Source organism: Treponema socranskii subsp. socranskii VPI DR56BR1116 = ATCC 35536, assembly GCF_000468115.1.
Taxonomy (GTDB): Bacteria; Spirochaetota; Spirochaetia; order Treponematales; family Treponemataceae; genus Treponema_D; species Treponema_D socranskii.
On record NZ_AVQI01000011.1, the window covers coordinates 1 to 20,856 of the forward strand.

Annotated in this window: 18 protein-coding genes; 13 read left to right on the plus strand and 5 right to left on the minus strand. The window is 47.4% G+C overall.

Annotation, left to right across the window (positions count from 1 at the left end; genetic code table 11):
• The first annotated feature begins 44 nt into the window (after positions 1-44).
• Positions 45-3,143, plus strand: coding sequence for a type I restriction endonuclease subunit R (locus HMPREF0860_RS01610; RefSeq protein ID WP_021495433.1), 3,099 nt, complete (start codon positions 45-47; stop codon positions 3,141-3,143).
• Positions 3,144-3,217: 74 nt separating this feature from the next.
• On the opposite strand, the gene HMPREF0860_RS01615 is transcribed toward HMPREF0860_RS01610, so the two are convergent.
• Positions 3,218-4,273, minus strand: coding sequence for a LacI family DNA-binding transcriptional regulator (locus HMPREF0860_RS01615; RefSeq protein WP_021331581.1), 1,056 nt, complete (start codon positions 4,271-4,273; stop codon positions 3,218-3,220).
• Between the two features lie 326 nt (positions 4,274-4,599).
• On the opposite strand from HMPREF0860_RS01615, the gene HMPREF0860_RS01620 reads away from it, so the two are divergent.
• The 4 genes from HMPREF0860_RS01620 to HMPREF0860_RS01635 all read left to right on the plus strand — a co-directional run bounded on the left by HMPREF0860_RS01620 (position 4,600) and on the right by HMPREF0860_RS01635 (position 8,753).
• Positions 4,600-5,874 carry a cytosine permease gene (locus HMPREF0860_RS01620; protein WP_021331532.1) on the plus strand — a complete coding sequence of 425 codons (1,275 nt, stop codon included), beginning with the start codon at positions 4,600-4,602 and terminating at the stop codon, positions 5,872-5,874.
• Positions 5,875-5,942: 68 nt separating this feature from the next.
• Positions 5,943-6,596 (plus strand): cysteine hydrolase family protein, encoded by a 654-nt coding sequence (locus tag HMPREF0860_RS13120; RefSeq protein ID WP_021331524.1) that lies wholly within the window; start codon positions 5,943-5,945, stop codon positions 6,594-6,596.
• 31 nt (positions 6,597-6,627) lie between these two features.
• Positions 6,628-7,917: a cytosine permease gene (locus HMPREF0860_RS01630; RefSeq protein WP_021331526.1), complete on the plus strand. Its 1,290-nt coding sequence runs from the start codon at positions 6,628-6,630 to the stop codon at positions 7,915-7,917.
• Between the two features lie 263 nt (positions 7,918-8,180).
• Positions 8,181-8,753: a flavin reductase family protein gene (locus HMPREF0860_RS01635; RefSeq protein ID WP_038081895.1), complete on the plus strand. Its 573-nt coding sequence runs from the start codon at positions 8,181-8,183 to the stop codon at positions 8,751-8,753.
• Positions 8,754-9,012: 259 nt separating this feature from the next.
• On the opposite strand, the gene HMPREF0860_RS01640 is transcribed toward HMPREF0860_RS01635, so the two are convergent.
• From HMPREF0860_RS01640 to HMPREF0860_RS01655, 4 genes are read right to left on the minus strand one after another with little or no spacing between them, the layout of a single operon-like run.
• Positions 9,013-9,459, minus strand: coding sequence for a YbaN family protein (locus tag HMPREF0860_RS01640; RefSeq protein ID WP_021331542.1), 447 nt, complete (start codon positions 9,457-9,459; stop codon positions 9,013-9,015).
• Between the two features lie 25 nt (positions 9,460-9,484).
• Positions 9,485-11,191, minus strand: a complete 1,707-nt coding sequence (locus HMPREF0860_RS01645) for an amino acid ABC transporter ATP-binding/permease protein (protein ID WP_021331571.1) — start codon at positions 11,189-11,191, stop codon at positions 9,485-9,487.
• Entirely contained in the window at positions 11,188-12,924 is a 1,737-nt protein-coding gene (locus HMPREF0860_RS01650; protein WP_021331566.1) for an ABC transporter ATP-binding protein/permease, read from the minus strand. Before HMPREF0860_RS01650 ends, HMPREF0860_RS01645 begins: the two co-directional genes overlap by 4 nt.
• Positions 12,921-13,253, minus strand: coding sequence for a nitrous oxide-stimulated promoter family protein (locus HMPREF0860_RS01655; RefSeq protein WP_021331590.1), 333 nt, complete (start codon positions 13,251-13,253; stop codon positions 12,921-12,923). Before HMPREF0860_RS01655 ends, HMPREF0860_RS01650 begins: the two co-directional genes overlap by 4 nt.
• A gap of 153 nt (positions 13,254-13,406) precedes the next feature.
• On the opposite strand from HMPREF0860_RS01655, the gene HMPREF0860_RS01660 reads away from it, so the two are divergent.
• The 8 genes from HMPREF0860_RS01660 (at position 13,407) to HMPREF0860_RS01695 (ending at position 20,657) form a co-directional block, all read left to right on the plus strand.
• Positions 13,407-13,691, plus strand: coding sequence for a transcriptional repressor (locus HMPREF0860_RS01660; RefSeq protein ID WP_021331515.1), 285 nt, complete (start codon positions 13,407-13,409; stop codon positions 13,689-13,691).
• Between the two features lie 50 nt (positions 13,692-13,741).
• A complete protein-coding gene (locus HMPREF0860_RS01665; RefSeq protein ID WP_021331523.1) occupies positions 13,742-14,281 on the plus strand; it encodes a MotA/TolQ/ExbB proton channel family protein in 540 nt (179 codons plus the stop codon).
• Positions 14,281-14,685 (plus strand): ExbD/TolR family protein, encoded by a 405-nt coding sequence (locus HMPREF0860_RS01670; RefSeq protein ID WP_021331539.1) that lies wholly within the window; start codon positions 14,281-14,283, stop codon positions 14,683-14,685. Before HMPREF0860_RS01665 ends, HMPREF0860_RS01670 begins: the two co-directional genes overlap by 1 nt.
• Positions 14,669-15,352 carry an energy transducer TonB gene (locus HMPREF0860_RS01675; RefSeq protein WP_021331568.1) on the plus strand — a complete coding sequence of 228 codons (684 nt, stop codon included), beginning with the start codon at positions 14,669-14,671 and terminating at the stop codon, positions 15,350-15,352. Before HMPREF0860_RS01670 ends, HMPREF0860_RS01675 begins: the two co-directional genes overlap by 17 nt.
• A gap of 144 nt (positions 15,353-15,496) precedes the next feature.
• On the plus strand, positions 15,497-17,533 hold the full coding sequence (locus tag HMPREF0860_RS01680; protein ID WP_021331561.1) for a TonB-dependent receptor plug domain-containing protein: 2,037 nt from the start codon (positions 15,497-15,499) through the stop codon (positions 17,531-17,533).
• A gap of 49 nt (positions 17,534-17,582) precedes the next feature.
• Complete coding sequence (locus HMPREF0860_RS01685) at positions 17,583-18,599, plus strand: hypothetical protein (protein WP_021495434.1); 1,017 nt, start codon at positions 17,583-17,585, stop codon at positions 18,597-18,599.
• An 85-nt stretch (positions 18,600-18,684) separates the two neighbouring features.
• Positions 18,685-19,134, plus strand: a complete 450-nt coding sequence (locus HMPREF0860_RS01690) for a hypothetical protein (RefSeq protein WP_021331537.1) — start codon at positions 18,685-18,687, stop codon at positions 19,132-19,134.
• 32 nt (positions 19,135-19,166) lie between these two features.
• Positions 19,167-20,657, plus strand: coding sequence for a leucine-rich repeat domain-containing protein (locus tag HMPREF0860_RS01695; protein ID WP_021495435.1), 1,491 nt, complete (start codon positions 19,167-19,169; stop codon positions 20,655-20,657).
• The last annotated feature ends 199 nt before the right edge of the window (positions 20,658-20,856 follow it).

Below are 20,856 nucleotides of genomic sequence, written 5' to 3' on the forward strand. Positions count from 1 at the left end.
TTCTTGAGGGGTTTCGATATAGAATGTGAAAAAGGGGTATTTCTATGTCGTACACAGAGGCAGACTATGAAAAGGCGGTAATCGCGGTGTTCCGCGATATATTGGGTTACAACTATGTTTACGGTCCCGATATCGAACGCAACTATGCCGACCCTTTATATGTAGACGAGCTTATGCCCGCTTTACGGCGCATAAATCCCAGATTGCCTGAAAATGCCCTTGGCGAAGCGGTTTATAAGCTGCGGAGTCTTGAAAGCGGTACGATAGTACAAAAAAATATACGATTTATGGACTACCTCCAAAACGGCGTAAGCGTAAATTACTTCCATGAAGGCGAACGGCTATCCGCTTTAGTACATCTTGTCGATTACGAAAATGAGAATCGCAACGCTTTTACCGTCGCCAATCAGTGGACAATCACCGAAAACAGCGAAAAAAGGCCGGATGTTATCGTATTTTTGAACGGTTTACCCGTTGTAGTATTCGAGTTGAAGTCACCCAGTCGAGAAGAAACCGACGCTTCGGAAGCATTTCGGCAACTTCGCAATTACATGAACGAAATACCGTGCTTGTTCGCCTATAATGCCTTTTGTGTAATGAGCGACCTTGCAACGTCAAAAGCAGGGACAATCACCGCCGACGAAGATCGCTTTATGGAGTGGAAAACAAAAGACGGCAGCTACGAAAACACCCGATATGCCCAATTCGACACTTTTATTGAAGGAATATTCGATAAGACACGCCTGTCGGATATCATTAAAAACTTTATTTGCTTTTCAGGCGACAGAAAAATCCTCGGAGCCTACCATCAATATTTTGCCGTAAAAAAGGCTGTCATCTCTACCGACAAAGCAATCAAAACGGACGGACGCGCCGGTGTGTTTTGGCATACTCAAGGCAGTGGAAAATCTTTATCGATGGTATTTTATGCACACTTGCTGCAAGAATCTTTAAAATCGCCGACGATCGTAGTGCTTACCGATCGCAACGACTTGGACAATCAACTTTTCGGGCAGTTTGCCAAATGTTCCGATTTTTTACGCCAGAAGCCCGAACAGGCTGAAAGCCGCAAACATCTGAAAAACCTGCTTGCTGCACGGGCTGCAAACGGCATTATCTTTACCACAATGCAGAAGTTTGAAGAATCTTCCGAACCTCTTTCCGTGCGCCGCAACATTATTGTAATGGCTGATGAAGCTCACCGCGGTCAGTACGGCTTGGAAGAAAAAATCGATACAACAACAGGCCGAATTATCCGCGGTACCGCACGGATAATCCGCAACAGTCTGCCTAATGCGACTTATATAGGCTTTACGGGAACGCCTATATCCGCTAAAGACCGTTCCACTATCGAAGTATTCGGCAACTACATTGATGTCTACGATATGACTCAAGCCGTAGAAGACGGTGCGACCCGTCCTGTCTATTATGAAAGCCGCGTTATCCATTTAAAACTGGACGAAGATGTTCTGCACCTTATCGATGCGGAATACGAAATCATGTCCGAACATGCCGAACCGTATGCCATCGAAAAGAGCAAAAAAGAACTCGGCAGAATGGACAGCATTCTCGGTGCGGAGCAGACCGTTACCGCTTTATGCGAAGATATTGTTAAACACTATGAGGAAAACCGGCAGCACGAACTTACGGGTAAAGCAATGATTGTCGCTTATTCTCGCCCGATTGCGATACGTATTTACCGAAAACTGCTTGAAATACGTCCCGAATGGATCGAAAAACTCGGCATAGTGATGACTTCGAGCAATAACGATCCTGAACAATGGCACGAACTAATCGGAAACAAACGTCATAAAGATGAGATGGCGAAAAAGTTCAAAGACGATAATGATCCTTTCAAAATTGTCATCGTGGTGGACATGTGGCTGACCGGCTTTGATGTGCCGTCTCTTGCTACGATGTACGTCTATAAACCGATGGCAGGGCACAATCTTATGCAGGCAATCGCTCGTGTCAACCGGGTTTACAAAAATAAAGAGGGCGGCCTGGTAGTCGATTACGTCGGTATTGCAGGGGCCTTAAAACAGGCAATGAATGACTATACCAATCGCGACAAGCAAAATTACGGCGAACAGGATATTGCAAAAACCGCATTGCCCAAATTTATCGAAAAGCTCGAGATTTGTCGTGACCTTTTTCACGGTTTTGACTATTCCGGCTTTATAAAGGAATCCGCAACCGACCTCACCCGCGCAAAATTGATCAGCGGTGGAGTAAACTTTTTGACCGCTGTAAATATTCCTTTGCATCCCGCCGAGTTGAATGAAGACGGCCGTAAAGCGGCTTTAATGGTTGCTGAGCCCCCAATCGCTTACGGCAATGTAACGAATCGCAAAGATACTTTTATCAAAGAGGCAATGCTCATCCGACAAGCTTTATCACTTTGCCGATCGCTTCTTACGTCTTCACAGCGGTTTGAAGCAGCTTACTTTGAAGCGGTGCGTACCTTACTCACCCGTATCACCGGAGAAAATACACCTCTATCTCTAAAAGAAATAAATGCCCGCATCAACGAACTATTAAAGGCAAGTATTCGGAGTGAAGGTGTTATCAATTTGTTTTCGGGCGCCGATACGGATTTTTCTCTCTTTGATCCCAAATTCCTTGAAGAAATCGCCAAAATGAAAGAAAAAAATCTCGCTGTCGAGATTTTGAAAAAACTGCTGGCCGAGCAAGTATCTCTCTACCGCAAAACGAATCTCGTCAAAAGTGAAAAGTTCTCCGAGATGCTCTCGCGCGCGATGAAAGCGTACCTCAACGGAATGCTCTCAAACGAAGAAGTTATAGCCGAACTGATGCAAATGGCGAAAGAGATGGCGGAAGCTTCGGCCGAAGGGAAAGCAATGGGGCTGACCGAAGAAGAGTCGGCGTTTTATGATGCCCTGACCCGCCCCGAAGCGGTTAAAGATTTCTATGCCAACGAAGAACTCGTTGCGATGACCCGCGAACTTACGGATATGCTCCGTAAAAACCGCACTATCGACTGGCAGAAAAAAGAATCCGCACGCGCCGGTATGCGCCGGATGGTAAAAAAATTATTAAAAAAATATAAATATCCGCCCGAAGGCATGGAAGATGCAATCGCAACCGTTATCGGCCAATGCGAACTGTGGGCGGATAATTAAGGGAGAATTGAACAATGAATGCTTTTAAAAGCACTATCTACAAATATCTTTTTAAGGGTTGACGGATCAAAAACTTAACACCGAAGAAATTGATTTTCGATATCTTCAAGACTTTCTTTGATAAGAATGTTTGCATTAATATAGTTTAATTTACGGGAGGGCTTTTTCCCGAGCAGCAGGTAATCCGAAATAAGCTGCATACTCAAATAACCTTGTGCCTGAGGATTTTGAAATATGCTGAAGACGATACTGTTTTCCAACAAGCCTTTTTTTACAATATCGGATAAATCGTATGTTATTACTTTGAATTGAAATTTTTCTTGTTCTTCAAGTACGGCTTTAAGTCCTCCCGAACTTGCACCGGACGCGTAGATGACGCAGGATATGGACATTTGTTCTGCGAATACTTCTTTACAACGCAGATATGCTTCGATATCGTCCGACGGAAGCTCTATCACATCGGCAATGTTAAGTGCGGGACTTTGTGCGTGTAAAAGCTCGATCATACTCGACAAGCGTATCTGGTTGCCTTTCATGATTTGGTTCGGCTCAAAAACCAAAATATTTCCGCTACCACCCGTAACGATACTTATAAGACCGCTTGCGATATGTCCCGAATAGCGATAATTGCATCCGACAAAAGCCGAATATTCGGCATCTATAAACGAAGTTAATAATATTACAGGAAAACCGTCGTTTGATAATTGAGTTACATAAGCAGCGATATTCGGATCGTTTATCGGAAGGAGGATTATACCGTCGGCATTGTCGACTTCGACGGCTTCGTGCAATAATGCCAGCTGTGCTTTTGAATCAAAATCTTTGCAGGGTTTAATGATTAATGAAATCCCTGCCGGAAAAAATTCATCTGTAGCTTTTTGTATGCCTGTACAGAGCATTTCGATGAACGGATTATTGATTACGTGTTGAATAAAAACGATTTTAAATTGTTTTCGTTTATTCGATAACGACTTTGCAAATTTATTCGGCTTGTAATGAAGATCATCGGCAGCTTTAAGAATCCGTTCCGCAATTTCCCGTTTAATTCTTCCTCTGTTGTGTATCGCTCTGTCAACTGTTCCCGGAGAAACACCGACGATTTTTGCTATATCTTTTATAGTAACTGCCACTTTTTACCTCTATAGCCCGCCATTATAGCATATTTGAATAGTAAAATGTAACATTATTCAACGTGTTTCAAAAAGAATAGCGTGCGCGAACACGGAAATTATTTTCATATGATACTTTATATCCGGTTTTAGTCTCTTATTTTCAAGTATTTTAATTAAAATTTAGAGATTTTGTAGTTTTGTTATATAATAAACCTGTATATTTTGGAAAATATAGTAATATCAATAAAAATTTGTTGACAGATCTGATATCACGATATACACTTTATTTGCGTGTTCGAACACGCAAGAAGGGTTTTATTATTTCTAAAACGAGGAGGAATATCATGGCGGAAAAGGTAAAAACATCTTCCGACGGACAATTTGCATCGCAAGCCGTTCCGATGGATAAGCGGATGAAAACCGTAACTCTTTTCGGATCTCTATCGGGTTTTGTCTTTATGACAACTTCTTTGCAAGCCGGAGCAGGTATGGGCTTTGCAGCAGATTTTATGACTGTCATCAAGGCGATCGCAGTCGGGTGTATTTTCTTGGCTGCGCTCGCCTGTGTGATGGCTGCAGCGGCATCCAAAACGGGACTTACGTTTGGACAGCTGTGCGCGTATGCGTACGGTAAAATCGGCTCTAAAATTATCGGCTTTTTTATCGCCTTTTCTCTGTTAGGCTGGACAGCGGTAGATGCCGGTTTAATGGCGAGTGCCATTAACGCAATCGTTCCCGCCGTGCCGTACTTTCCCATAAGTTTAGTCTGTTGCGTATTGTTTACGCTCACCGCAGCGTTCGGTATGAAAGTTATGAGCAAACTCGGCTCTCTGTGTGTTCCAATCATCGGCATTTTCGGTCTCGTTTCTATGATTCTCGGTGCGCGAAGCGTCGGAGGAATGGAGGGGCTTTTGGCGTATGTACCTTTACCCGGCAGTCAGGCGAAATTCGGAGCTTTGGTAGGTATGGCTATCGGTTCGTGGATAGGTTGTGCCTGTTCTCTGCTTCCCGATTTTATCCGCTTTGCAAAAAGCACAAAAGCTGCCGTCGGTTTGTCGTTGCTGTTTATGCTTATTATTAATCCGCTCATGCTTATCATAGGCGCTATCGGTGCCATTGCCACCAGCAAAGGTGATTTACCGTACGTATTGGCCGCGCAAGGTTTGGCAATTCCCGGTTTGCTGATCGGCATTTTCGGTAATTGGGGCCCGGCACAAGGAAATGAATATTCCTGTGCTTTGACATGGGGAAATATATTCAAACTCGAACATAAAAAAATGACGTTTATCTGCGGTGCCATTGCATTGATTTTGACGGCTTTTAATTTCTTTGCATACTTCGGAAGTTTTATTATCTTCCTCTCCAATTGCGTACCCGCGATTATCGGCGTATTTGTAGCGGACTTTTTGTATACCTATCGCAAAGGTTATCCACCGGCAGAGCAATTACAATTTAATTTCGATTGGCGCGGATTGGCAGCTGTTGCCGTCGGCATTGTCCTGGCCTTTGCTCCGTTGCCCGGTATTTCACAAATTTGGTGCGTCGGTGGTGCAATCGCCGTTCGTCTGATTTTATCTGTGGTCGGAAAAAATTCTCCCGCAAAAATCTACGTTGCCTGAGTTGGATATGTTTTTACTGCATTTGTTACGGTAACAAATAAAAGAAATATACAATAGGAGGAATTGTTATGGGTAAACGTTATTGGGAATGGGAATCGCCATTCGAAATCGTACCGAAAGAAACGGCGCTTATTATCGTTGATATGCAAAAGGGCTTTGTAGACGAAGGATTTTGTTTTTATACAGCGCAGGCGAAAGAACAAATTCCGTTGATCGCCGATTTTAAAGATTTTTGTCATAAAAAGGGTATCCCCGTATTTATGTCTGTTTTTGCACAGTCTCCCGATTATCATAATGATTTTTACTGGGTGAGGAATAAAGAAAGAGGTTTGCTCAACGAAGACGGAACATGCAAGTTACGGCTCGGCACTCCCGATTGTGAGATGACGGCTGCTCTTGCTCCTGTAGGCGACGATGTCGTATTTACGAAATACACATATTCCTGTTTCGCGCACACCGAACTCGAAACGTGGCTGAAAAAAAGGCAAATTCGCACCGTGATTATCTGCGGAACGGTTACCGATTGGTGCGTCGACAGTACTGTTCGGGATGCATATCACAGGGATTATAACGTTGTCGTTTTGGCAGACGGAGTAAGCGCATATCCGCATGCCGGCGCTGATATCGAAACGTGGAACAAGATAGAACTTGATTTGTGGGCAGAAGGCTTTGCAAAAGTTATAACTACCGAACAGGCAAAAGCGGAAATTAATAAAGCATAAAATTAAATAAAATATTACAAGGAATGCATCTATGGGGAACAACACGATTGATAATGAGTACAGCACAGGCTCGGTACCTCTGTCGCAGCGGCGAGGATTTTTTTCTCTCGTTTTTACGTGGATAGGCTACGTATTTACCGTTACGATTATGAGTGCCGGAGGACAGTTGGCAAAAGGTGCGGTCGGTTTTCAACAGGCAATACTCGCCGTATATGTCGGGTATCTTATCTGCTTTGTGATTGCAATGTGTACGTCAATGTTGTCAATGAAAACGGGGCTTTCATTCGGCCTTTTAAGCCGCTATGCATTCGGAAATATCGGCGCAAAACTTATCTCATTCTTTACAGTGCTTACATTGTGCGGCTGGTTTTCCATTAACTGTTATCTGATTGGGAGCATTACCAATGTGCTGTTCCCCGTTATTCCGCGATGGATTGCGACGATTATCTTCGGTACATTGATGATATTTTCAGCATTGAAAGGGCAAAAACTGATGAATATCATTGGACTCTTTGCAACGGTTGCCGTTTTTGCTGTGGGGATTCTTGCTGTTGTTATAGGTATTAAAGATTCTTATAACGTATATGAAGGCGGAATTTTAGCTATTCGCAATTCAAGCAATTTAATGACAATGTCGGAATTGATTACGATATCGGTCGGATCGATTATTTGCGGCTGCTGTTCATGGGCTCCCGACATAATGCGATTTTCTAAAGGCAAAAAAACGACGCTAAGCGTTATGTTGGTCGGTCTCGGGATTTGCGGTCCTTTTATGCTGTTAATCGGTATTGTCGGGATGCTGGTTTACGGAGTGTATGATATTGCATATATCCTGCAAAAGCAAGGATTTTTGGCTTTTGCATTTATCGGATTGGTTGCCAATATATGGTCGACCGCGCAGGGAAACGCGTATTCCAGTTCATTGAATTTGGCATCAATTTTTACAAAAATCAGCCGTGAAAAACTGCTGGTAATTTTCGGTGTCGTCGGTACCGTTGCGGGATTGTTCGGTTTGTATCAATATTTCGGCGTATGGCTCGGATTTTTAGCGACTGCATTTCCCCCGATGGCCGGTGTTGTAATCAGCGATTACTTTGTCAGCTGGCGCACAAATGTACCCTCGTTGGAAAAAGTTCAATTACCTGCATGGAATATCGGCAGTTTTGTATGTTATTGCATCGGTGTTTCCAGTAAATGGTGGTTTCCGAAAACAGGCATTCCCTCGGTAAATGCGTTTTTTGTAACTTTGATTCTTGAAGCGGCCTGCGGATTCTTGTGGCTTCGAAAACGTGCCGATAAGATAAAAAATATGATAAAATAGTATGTAATCGATTTTATATCTGTTTTTCGACTCAACCATATGAGAGTGCATATCGTCGAACAGGCGTTCATGCTGCAAGACGAAGAATAAATTTATCGAATTTTCAGATAATGTCCTCGATACCCGATTCCCCCTTCGTTGACAAAGCCTCCTTTCGGTGATAGTGTTTTTATCCGGTGAGATACGGTAAACGGCGGCGCCGAGAGGCTGTCGTCGCTTTTATCAAAGCTTGCGATTTTCCGCAAAAATTACAGAGGCTTAGTATGAAAAAAGATTTAGGCGTTCATCCCTATGTGTTTCCCATGCCGGTGCTTATGGTTGCGACGTACAACGAAGACGACAGCGTCGACGTTATGAATATGGCGTGGGGCGGCATGTGCGCGGAAAATATGGTCGCGCTCAATCTCGACGAATCGCACAAAACGTCCGAAAATATTAAAAAGAGAAACGCCTTTACGTTGAGCGTGGCGGATCTCGACAACATCGAAGCGGCCGATTTTTTCGGCATCGCGTCGTGCAATACGATGCCCGACAAATTCGAACGTACGGGACTGCACGCGTATAAAAGCCGAAAAGTGGACGCGCCCGTCGTCGAAGAATTTCCGCTCACGCTCGAATGCAAAGTTGCGGCGATCGAACACGGTGTCGGCGGTTTTCGCGTCGTCGGTGAAATCGTCAACGTCATCGCAGACGAAAAAATTCTCGACGCAAAAGATAAAATCGATCCTGAAAAAATCAACGCGTTCGTATTCGACCAATTCCAAAACGGCTATTACCGCATCGGTGAAAAAGTCGGGCAGGCGTGGAAAAGCGGTGCCGATCTGATGAAAAAATAAACGCGGTTTCGGAAGCGCGTGCCCGTTCGGAGTCCGCGATCCCGATCGCCCGGGACAAAACACGATTACCAATTAATAATTATTAATCGTTAGGGCGTGTCCCTCGCTCCGCTCGGGCCGGGCTTTTCGGCGTTCCGCGCTCATGCGCTCCATTCCTCCGCTCGCTCATCGCTCGCTTCGGAACGGCTTCGCCGCGCCTCCAATCCCTCACGCACGCCAAGCGAAAGCGGCGTCGGCTTTCGTGTCCGCTGCGTTTCGTTTACTTTGAAACGGCTTTATCGCACTGCACATCCCGTTCATTATCGGCATCGCTGCATTGATTTTGCTCTTCGTTACGCAGCGTTTTGACGCCGAAAACGAAATAGACGATGTGGCATATCCACACTACGGCGAGACAAATCCTTCCGACAGGAACCCGCTTCATCATGATAAAGCCCGTAAGCATTACCGCCGTCACCGTAGCGATAACCGAAATTTTCGTTTTCAGCGTCATCGCTTTATGCTCGACAAAACTTTCCAAATGCTTTTTATACAGCGATGTGCCTATAAACCAGTCGTGCAATCTCTTCGAACTTTTGGCAAAGCAAAAAACGGTTGCCAAATAAAACGGTACGGTCGGAAGAATCGGCAGCGCGATGCCGACGGTGCCTAATCCCAGTGAGATAAAACCGAGTATTATCCACAAGATGCGAATCGGGTTTTTCATTTCAACTCCTATCAACTATCAACTCTTATAAAAATTTTTCCATTTCAAAAACGGTATGTGCGATATTCAGCGTCGACATTCGATGCGATACGATGACGACGGTTTTACGTTTTGATTTTTCGTTGAGCGATTTTAAGATGATGCCTTCGTTCAGCGAATCGAGGTTGCTCGTCGGTTCGTCCAAAAACATGATCGGCGCATCGTGCAAAAAGGCGCGGGCAAGTCCTATGCGCTGCCGCTCTCCGCCTGACAACGTGCTCCCCAGTTCGCCGACTTCCGTGTCGTATCCGTCGGGAAGCGAAGAGACGAATTCGTCGAGCGACGCTTTTTTCGCCGCATCGATTATCTCTTTTCGAGACGCGCCGATTTTGCCGATTGCGATATTGTTTGCGATCGTGTCGCGGAAGAGGGACGTTTCCTGCGTTACGTAGGATTCTGCTCGGCGGAGAGATGCCGTATCGATCGTCCGTATGTCTTTTTTCGAAAGTGAAATGCTTCCCGACTGCAGATCCCAAAAGCGCATGAGCAATTTTAAAAGCGTCGATTTGCCGCAGCCGGACGGCCCGTGAATGCCGAATATTTTCCGTCCGGGAATTTTGAGCGAAAAATTCGTCAGTATGTTTTCCGCGCCGTAAGAAAAATCGGCGTTTGCAATATCGATGCCGTTTACGGCAAAAGCTTTTTCGGCGGTTTCGTCGTTCATACTGCCGCTTGTCACTTCTTCGACGACAGGCTTTTCATCGAGCAGGGAGAGGACTCTTTCTCCGCTTGCAAGCGTCTGCATCAAATTGTTTGAAAGATTCGACAGGGCGACGACCGGCCCGAACGAACTCATCAAAGCGGTCGTCGTTACGACGACGCTTCCGAGTGAAACGCTGCCGGCAAAAAAAGAGCGGAGCATCAGGTAAAAAACCGCGGCGTCAAAGGCAAGTATGACGAAATTGGTAATGGCGCGCTGATAGGATTCAAGCGCTGAAAGTTTTTTTTGCGTAGCTGTCAGTTTCTGCGATTTCATTTCCAATTCGGATAAGCGTTTTTTGCCGCAGCCGTATTGTATCGTTTCGTCGAGGCCGCGAAGCGAATCGAGCACGAAGGCGCTCAAATTTCCGAACGCGTTTCGAAACTTGAGACCCTCCGCACCTCCGAGCTTTGCGTTTGCGAGCGGGATGACGGCGCCGACCGTTATATACGCACATAAAGCGATGATGCCGGCCGCGGCGCTTCCGTGCCATATAAAGACGGTCATGCACGCAGACACGATGAGCGCGATCGCGACCGGAGAAATCGTGTGCGCGTAAAAGACTTCGAGCAGTTCGATGTCGGATGTTATTATCGAAATGAGATTGCCTTTGTCTCTGCCTTCGAGCTTTGCGGGGCAGAGTTCGCGGAGTTTTGCAAAGATGCGGTGCCTGATGACCGCGAGCAGTTTGAATGCGATAAGATGATTGCAGTACTGTTCCGCATAATGGAAGATACCGCGGCACACTGCAAACGCGATCAAAAAGTACGGCAAAATCCGAAGCGGCAGCAAGGGCGCGCTTTGCCCGGCGATGCCCGCGATTCCGGAAGCCGCCGATACCGTTACGGCGATCGCGCACAAGTGTCCGATGCTGCCGAAAAAAATCGCAAGCAGCATGACGGGGATGAGCGTGCGTATGAGGACGATGAGGCGCGCCATAATTAAAAATGCGTTTTTCTTTTCGACTTTTCGCTGCGCTGTATTGCACTTCATCGTTTTGCCTCCTCCGCATAGGTTTCGAGTTTATGCTGTGCGTTGTACATGGCAGCATAGTTACCCTTCACTTTTATCAATTCGTCATGCGTACCCGATTCAATGACATGTCCGCCGTCGAGCATGTATATGCACGAAGCGCCGGTGATATTCGACAGCTTGTGCGAAATGACGATAACGGTTTTCTTTTTTGCCAAAGCTTTGACGACGTCCATGATCATCGCTTCGCTTTCCGCATCGACATTCGAAGTGGCTTCATCGAATACGTAGACGGCGCTGTCGTGAAGCAATGCGCGGGCGAGCGCAAGCCGCTGGCACTGTCCGCCCGAAAGATTGCTGCCTTTTTCCGCAAGCTTCGTTTCGAGCCCATTTTGCGTTTGCAAAAAATTCCACAAATTGACTTTTTGCAATGCGCGCTGCATATCCTTTTCCGAAGCATCCGCGTTTCCCATGCGGAGGTTATATTCGACAGTTCCCTTAAACAGATAACTTTCATGAGTGACGAGCGTCGCCGCGTTCATAACGGCGTCTTCGCGTATCGAAGCGAGTTCCGTTTTATTAAAGCTGATGCTGCCGGAATACCCCTTGTTCCGCGTCATGATGAGAGAAGCGATCGTGCTTTTGCCGCATCCCGATTTTCCGACGATCGCCGTGAGCGACTTCGGTTTGCATGAAAGCGAAACATCTTTCAATATGTTCCGCTCGGGAGAATATGCGAACGAAACGTCCGAAAACTCGACGGCAACGGAAGGGCCTGAAAGGACGGCGGGACCTTCCTCTTTTTCCGGCAGATCGAGCAGCGCGAATATTTTATCGGATGCCGCCATACCGTTCATCGCAACGTGAAAAAAAGAGCCGAGCAGTCTCAACGGAATAAAAAATTCCGCAGCGAGCAATACGATCATAAGGCAGCCGCCGAGCGTAACTTCTCCGCGCGCGAATTCGCCGAGAGCGATGATCATGCCGATTGCCGCTCCGCCGTACGCCATAATGTCCATAACGCTCGTGCTGTTCAGCTGCATGGAAAGCACTTTCATCGTAATCCGTCGGAAGTTTTCGGCCTCCCTGTCCATTTCTGCCGCCTTTTGTTCATCTGCGCGGTAGATTTTTAAAGTGGTCAGTCCCTGCAGGTTTTCCAAAAAGCCGTCGCCGAGCTTTGCATAGAGCGCCCAGTATTTTCGCAAAAGGAATTTTGCGATCTTCATGATGAGTACGATCGAAAGGGGAATAAGCGGTACGCACAGCAAAAGGACGGCGCACGCTTTTATACTCACGAACGACAAAAAGGCAAACAGCGTTAAAGGTGCAAGCAGACTGTATGCAAACTGTGAAAGATATTTTCCGAAATAGATTTCAAGCTGTTCGACGCCGTCGGAAGCGAGCTGTACGATTTCCGCAGTAGGCGCGGAGCTCCGGTATGAGGCGCCCAAGCGCAGGAGTTTTTCGTACATGTGCTTGCGCAGCGTTATTTTGACATCGGCACTCGCATTGTACGATGCGGCGACGTAGAAGCGGTCGGATACGAATCGTACGGCAAAGCAGCACAGTGCCGCGCCGGCGTACAGCGGGGCGAGAGGGGCGATCGACTCATGAACGAATAGTTTCTGCACGATATCGCTTATAAAAAAGACGATCGCTGTTTGGCAGAGCAGCGAAACCCATTGGCAAAGCACTTGCAAAAGTACGAATTTTTTTGCGTGCGACAGTAATCGTATCAATCGAATTTTAATCATGCGTTTTCCTTAGTTTGCATACCGACGATTATATGCTTTATAACGAGGATCGGATGATATAAAAGCATCCGCGGTCCTGAAAAGCGCATAACCGTTTTGATTTTATTTCCCATTTCCTGTCCGTAGCAATGAACTTTACATGCCGAGCAAAACGTTTTTTCTTTCATAAACGGACACTTGTCGATTTTTCCGAGCGCATACGCATAAAGCGCGGCGCACTCGGCGCACAGCGAGTTTTTCATGCCGTGCTTTTTCCGGCAGTACAGCCGTATCATCTCGCCGACGATTTTCTTTTCGTGCGCCGTCTTCGCTTCGATGGAGTTATCCATTGCTAACGATACTAGCGGATAAACGTTTCCGCGTCAATCAATATTTCCTATTGACATATCCCGATTTAAATAATAGCATAAGCTAACTATGATTAGTATGTGATAACCGTATAGATTTTTTATCTTCTGCCGTTATGTTTATTTGAAACCGCTATGAAATATCTGTTTGACGAAATACTTGCATCTTTCAAAGAAAAGGGGATGCGCATAACGAATCAGCGCAAACGGCTGCTTTCGATCATACTGCAAAACCCCGATGTATCGCCGAAAGAGATATTATACATCGCGCATAAAAAAGATACTTCAATCGGGCGGGCGACCGTATACAGAATGGTACGTTCGCTGCAAGAGCTCGGATATGTTCGGCAGCAGTATGTTAAAATAATACCGAAACGGCGAAGCGCAGATACTCAGATCGCCGTATCGAGCTCTCCTTAAAACGCAGTGTACATAAGCAAATTTAACAATAAGGAATATCAGGTAGCAGTATGAGATTGATTGAATTTATTAATTTGGGCGGGCCTATCAATTGGGTACTCGCCGTGATCTTGTGCTTTTGTTTTTGCCAATGCCTTGAACGCGGCATGTATTTTTTTCAAACGCGAAAGGGTTCGAAAAACGATGTGCTCAAGCGCCTGCAGGAAAAGGCGGCGGCAGTCGCCGCATTGCCGGAGGGGCAGCGCCGTACCGAACTTACAAAGGAAAGCACGCTTTTGTATTACGAAATGAACCGCGGACTGTGGCTGCTCAATTTTATCAGCGCGGTGTCGCCTTCGATAGGGCTGCTCGGTACGGTTACCGGTCTTATCGGTTCGTTTTCCAAGATGGCGGAAGTGGGCGCTGCGGTGAATATTCAGGATCTGTCCGGCGGCATTTGGGAAGCGATGCTCACGACGGCGTTCGGCATGATCATTTCGATACCCGCGCTTTTGTGTTATCGCACGTTTAAGCGCATTATCGAAAAGCGCATGATGTTTATGCAGCTGTACGGCGAAGAAACCGATCGGAAAACGTCGGAGGGTAAATAATGTTCGCTCCCGATTCTTTTTCCCGTTACGACGAAGAGCTTGTCGTAAACATCACGTCGCTCATCGACGTCATCTTTATTTTGCTCATTTTTTTTATGGTATCGACCCAATTTAAAAGAAGCTCGCTTCCGCTCGACTTGCCGAGAAGCGAAGACGCGACGCAGGAGCGCAATACGACGAAGGTGCTTGCCGTCACTGCCGACAGGATGGAATTGGACGGAGACGCCGTAACGCTTGAAGCGCTCGAGGATACGCTTTCGTCCATGTATGCGCGGGAACCGGAGCTTGCGCTTTCGCTCGAATGCGAGCGGACGGTCGAGTTCGAACGGATCGTGCAGATATTGACAAAAGTGCAGGCCGCGGGGATCAGCCGCATAGGTATCGTGCATGAGCCGCTGGATTAGCTCCGCCCTGTGTACGCTCGCAATCGTCGCAGTGCTGTTTTGCCTGCCCTTTTGGGGTATACGGAGCGCTTCGTCGTCTCAAGCGTCGATCGTATCGGATACGACGGTGTCGAACGTGCGCATCGTACAGCGGCCGGCAAAAAAAGCGCCGGCCGCCGTGCACAATAAAAGCGTTCCCGCAGTTCCGGCAAAACCCGCCGAAACGATCCCTTCTCCGAAACCGGAAACGCCGGCCGAAGAACTCGAGCAAACCGAAGCGCCGGAAGAACCGTCCGCCGAAGCGGTCGATGAAAGCCCGTCGGCGGATGCGAGTGAAAGTACGGTAAGTGACACGGCGAATGCGGGCGGCACAGTCGATTCGTTTTCTCATACGCAGGGAGCGAAGGCGGCAGCAACGTATAAATCCTATGTGCTCGGGCGTATCGCATCGAAAAAGACATACCCCTACGCCGCCCGTTCAAGCGGCTTGGAAGGCAAAGTGCGTGCGCGCATCGTCATCAATCCCGACGGAACGCTTGCGGAAGCCGTCATTCTCGAGCCGTCGGAATACGAGCTTTTAAACAGTGCATGTCTCGCCGCGATAAAAAAATCGGCTCCGTTCAGAAAAATGACGAGCGGGGCGAGCGCGATGACGCTCTCATTCGTTATGGATTTTTCGCTGCACTGAGTGCAAGCGGAACGAGCGGTAAATTTTATTAAAAGCATGCCTTATTGATATTTTTTCTCAATAAGGTCGAAATTTTATTGCATAAAATAAGAAAATCCTTTACATAGTGGGTTAGCTACATCTAACTAAAATCGAGGCATATTTTTGAAACGGTATATTTTTTTCTGCATCATACTCTTTTCGGCACAGCTTTTGTTTTCACAGGAAACGGAAGACGATGTTATCGTCGTCGATGCGGAAAAGATCGAACAGACTATCGACGACGCCGTCGAACAAAAAAAGACAATCACCGGAGAAGACATACGGAAGTCCGGTTCGAAGACCGTCGGCGAAGCTTTGAAAACGCTTCCCGATGTTGCAGTGAGCACCGCTACGGCGGGCAACGCCAACGAATCCGTCACGATGCAGGGGCTCGGAAACGGTTATGTGAAGATCATGATAGACGGTGTGAGCGTTTCGACCGATATATCGGGATCCACGCCGATCTTTCAGATTCCCGTCGAAAACATCGAACGAATCGAAGTCATCAAGGGCGCGGATTCCGTTTTGTACGGAAGCGATGCGATGGGCGGCGTCATCAACATCGTAACGAAGCGGGGGGCGGCGGATTCGGAAAAGGAAGACACGCAGGGTACGGAAAAAACGAAGCTTAAAATCGGCGGCGGCGTAACCGAAGAAGTCGGGTTCATGCCGCTGATACTGGGATGGAAAAATTATGCGGCGGGGAATCTCACCGTTTCGGGAAAGCATCTTTCGAATACGCTGATCGGCAGTTTCGATTTTAATCCGGGCAAGGAAAGGATGACGGAGGACGCTCTTGCCGGAAAAATCAAGTATTACGAAAATACAAAAAAAATACTCGGCTTTGTGCGGGATACGTTTGCGTGGAACGATGCGTGGGGTTCCGTCGGCACATACGGGCTGTATACGATTTCGCATCAAATAAGCAATTATACGAAAACGGGGCTCGATAAAGGCGCGGATATGACGTACACCGCTCACCGCGGGGAATTCGGTTTTACGGGAAAATATATCTGCAGCGAAAAGTTCTACGTCGACGGCTTCCTTGCGGGAAAACTGTATTTTATGGATACCGTTTACAACGTAAAGGCCGGTGCACACTCTTCGTCGACGGGGACGCATTCGAATTCTTTCGACGTGGAAAGCGATACGAGGGCGCACTGGAAGCCGAATACGATAAACGATATCACGTTGGGTGCAAACGCAGACCTCGAATCGATGAGCGGTACGTCGTTCGAAAAGCGAAAATATGCTTTGGAAACCGCGCTCTTCGCACAGGACAGCATTGCACTTTTCGACGCAAAGCTGACGCTCGTTCCCGGCGTCCGCTTCGACGTTTCACCGAGCGTTCAGGGAAGCAGCGCGCTTTTTATGGCGACGCCGAAGTTCGGCATAAAATATAATCCGACCGAAAAGACGGCGCTCCGTTTCAGCTACGGCATGGGATATAAAATTCCTTCACTGAAAGAAAAACACTGGATTTTCAAACACAGCTACGCACCCGGCGCCGGAAACTTTATCCTCTACGGAAATCCGAATCTCGTTCCGGAAAAATCGCACAGTTTCAATATCGGCGTCGAACAGAATGTCAAAAATCTTTTTAAAGTTTCCGCCGGCGGCTATTTCAACTACATACTCGACCTCATCGACAGCGTCGTCACCGATGCGTCTTCGTCTCCGCAGAAACGCGAATATCGAAACGTGGATAAGGCGATGACTTACGGAGGCGATATTTCAATAAGCTCGGATATGGACAGGCTCAACGTAAAAGTCGGCTACGCATACACCGGAGCGAAGTTTTTTGATAAAGATACCGCCGGATGGGAAAACCTCGCGCTGCGCGTTCCGCACCGCCTCACCGCACACGTCGCCTACCGCATTCCCGTCATCGAAACGACGGCCGCTTTGAACGTGCAGTGGAATTCGCCGCAGCTTTTGACGGCGAAAAGCGGTTACTACACGCCCGATTACTGTATGGTCGGCTTTGACGTTTCGAAAAAGTTTTTGGATGAAAAACTCGAAGTATATGTCGGCGTGGACAATATGCTGAACAATATTCACTTTGTAAAGGGGACGAACGGAGAAACGCAAAAAAAATATTACGGGCTTGCCGACGGTATCGGTGTGCGTATCGGCGGTAAATATAATTTCGGGAAGTGAGGTAAGCGTCGCTTGTCGATTTCCTGCAAAAGTTTTTATAGGAGGTTTTATGAAAAAAAACATGCGATATTTTTTTAAGGGATGGGCTGCGGCGATTTCGGCGGCGCTGATTTTGCTGTCGGTTTCCTGCTCGCAAAACGAGGACGAGCTTAAAGATCACGACATCAGCGAGCTGTACGGTTATACGTACCACGGAAGCATTACCGCTTCAGGCGGCAATACTTTAATACCGTCGCTTATTTTATATAACGATAAGCGGGCCGATTGGAATATGAGCATCAACGGAATGAATGTCGTTCCGTTTTATTATTATACCGTTAAGAATTCCAAAAGCAACTACACGATGTATTGGTTCGGCGGCTCGGATCTGGCGGCGGCGGAATCTCACGACAAGTCAAAAGCTGCGATGACCGTTCAGCTCGGCATAAACTCTTTGGATGAAGTGGTCATTTTGCTTACCGGCGACGCTCTTACCGGCATCGGAGCGATGCAGGGTGTTCGCGTTACCATGAAAAAGCAAAAGAATATTCCGCACAATACCGATGCGCCTACAATAGCGTTTGATCCGAATATTAAAGATGAACCGGTTATTGAGGTTCCGTCCGGTGCACTGCAAGCGGACTGGAACGGGACAACTTCGTATACCGGAACGTTCGACTATTTGGTCGGGCCGGGGGGAAATGTCGCACGCGGGCACGGAACCTGCGGCGACGGAAGTAAGCCGACAATTACCGTTAAGCCGGGTGCCGCCAGTACGTATACGGTAACGCTCGGCATGCACCGCTTTGCCAACGGGGCAGTGATGACGATCGAAGCTTATGATATTCCCGACGTGCAAGTGTTTAAAGACGGGAGCGATTATTATCTCAAGTACGATGCGCCTGATCCCGAACCTAAGCCCGAAGAGGGCGGAGGTCTTCCTGTAAAGAAGGCCGACGGAACGATTATCAAATTGATGAAGCTGTCGGTCCGCGGAAAACTTACAGGCGGAAAACTGATGCTGCGCGTTTCGTTTAATCCGGGAGCGATGCCGCTTCCCGTTATTGAAAGATTTAAAAGCGAATGATGCTTACCGTACAAGGAATCGGGCGGGCGGACTTTCCGTTTGCATAATCGTATAAGAACTTCATAAAAAGTGAAAGGAGGTTTTTATGAAAAAAACATTGTTTGTGTTGGCGGCTTTAGCGGCCGTCTTTATCGGGTTCAGCGCATGCAGCAACGGCTCGTCGGACGACAACAATACGCCGACTGTCGTTCAAGAGAGCGATCTGTACGGTACGTACTGGGGCTATTTAGAGGTCTCAGGGGGAAAATTCGATATGTGTATGGAGATAAAAAAAGACTTTGCCGGTATACACAGCGATCAAATGGGTTTTCCGTACTACGTGATAACTTTTACGGACAACAAAGACGGAACATGGCTTGTCGGCTGTTATAACACAGGCGAAGACACGTCACAGCCGTCAAAGCATGTACGTATTACCGTCGATACGACAAAGAATCCTTTTTCCTGTAAACCGTACGTCGTGCCGATGGGGGATTTTACGAAATTCAGCGACTGCATAAAAGGCAAACCGTATAATAACGAATTTCAATTTTAACCCAATAGCATACTATAAATAGGAGAAAAACAATGAAGACAGCTATTTTGAGACGGAAAGCGATTGCTTTCCTTGGAGCGGCTGCGGTTTTGTTTGCAGCTGCGGCCTTTACGACGGGCTGCAATGCGAATGCAGGCGGAGACAGCGGCGGCGATATACCGCCTGCGGAGTACACGAAGGTTGCTTTCGGCACAAACGGCGAGGGCTTAAAAAACTACCTCGAAACGAAGGCATCGGCTGCCGGCATAAACTACTTGGAAGTAACCGGTCTGTCTGCAGCAGATGTAAATATAATGCTAACGGGTGAAGCTCTGCTCGGCAAAATACTGAACGGCAGCGAAACAAAAAAAGTTGCGTTCAAATTCGGCAGCGACCTCACCGGTGTTACGGATATGAGCGGCTGCTTTTTCGGGTGCCCAGGTCTTGTGCAGGTGTCCGGAATACCGGCCGGTGTTCAGACTATGATGGGTGTCTTTTACGGCTGCAAAAATCTTGTAGAAGCTCCGGAGATACCAAGCAGCGTTACGAATATGGATCGCTGCTTTGCTGACTGCCAAAAGCTTGTAAAAGCTCCTAAAATACCAGAGAGCGTTACTAATCTCGAGAACTGCTTTGACGGCTGCAAAAGCCTTACGCAGGCACCCGTGATACCGGAGGGCGTTACGAGTATGGACGAGTGCTTTAAAGGCTGTAAAAGCCTTACGCAGGCGCCTAAGATACCGGCAAGCGTTAAGGGCATCGGGGGCATAGACAGTTGCTTTGAAGACTGCACGAGTCTTACGCACGCTCCTGAGATACTGGCAAACGTTGAGCAGATGAAGGCCACCTTTAAAAACTGCACAAGCTTGACTCAAGCGCCTGTGATACCGGCCAGCGTTGAGGCTATGGAGAATACTTTCCTCGGCTGCACAAGCTTGACTCAGGCGCCGGTGCTGCCGACAAACGTTACTATGGTAGGCGGCACTTTTGAAGGCTGCACAAGCCTGACTCAAGCTCCTGAGATACCGGCAACCGTTACGAGTATGATCGGCTGCTTTAAAGGATGTACAAAGCTTACGCAAGCTCCGGTAATACCGGCAAACGTTATATATATGGGTAGTTGCTTTGAAGGCTGTACAAGCCTGACTCAGGCGCCGGTACTGCCGACAAAGGTTGAGCACATAATAGGCTGTTTTAAAGGCTGCACAAGCCTGACACAGGCTCCTGTAATACCGGCAAAGGTTACGACGATGCCCAGCTGCTTTGAAGGCTGCACAAGCCTGACACAGGCTCCTGAGATACCGGCAAGCATTACGGAGATGCCTGGCTGCTTTGAAGGCTGCACAAAGCTTACAGCTGCAACGCTCAAGTGCAATTACAATCCTGCAGTGCTGTATGGGGATGTAACAGCTTTTAAAGACGTGTTCAAAGGCTGTACAAGCTTAAAAAACAACAGCGTAAAAGTTCCTGCGGCACAGGTGGCTGCGTATAAAGCCGGTGCAGGAACGATGGGTGCGAACGAGAACTGGTTTGCAGCGGAATAAGTAGGTTAAAAGCGCCGCTAAAATAGCGCGGCGGCTTTTAACTTCGAGTTTTCAAAAGAAAACTCGCGGATGCACGTGTGCGCTCGCTTGAAACGTCGGAGCGAAGCTCCTCGTTGCGAGAAGCGCGCACCAATGCGGCATTTTCGAAAATCGACATTTTCTGCAATGCCGCATTTTAAGGTAGGTTAAAAGCACCGCT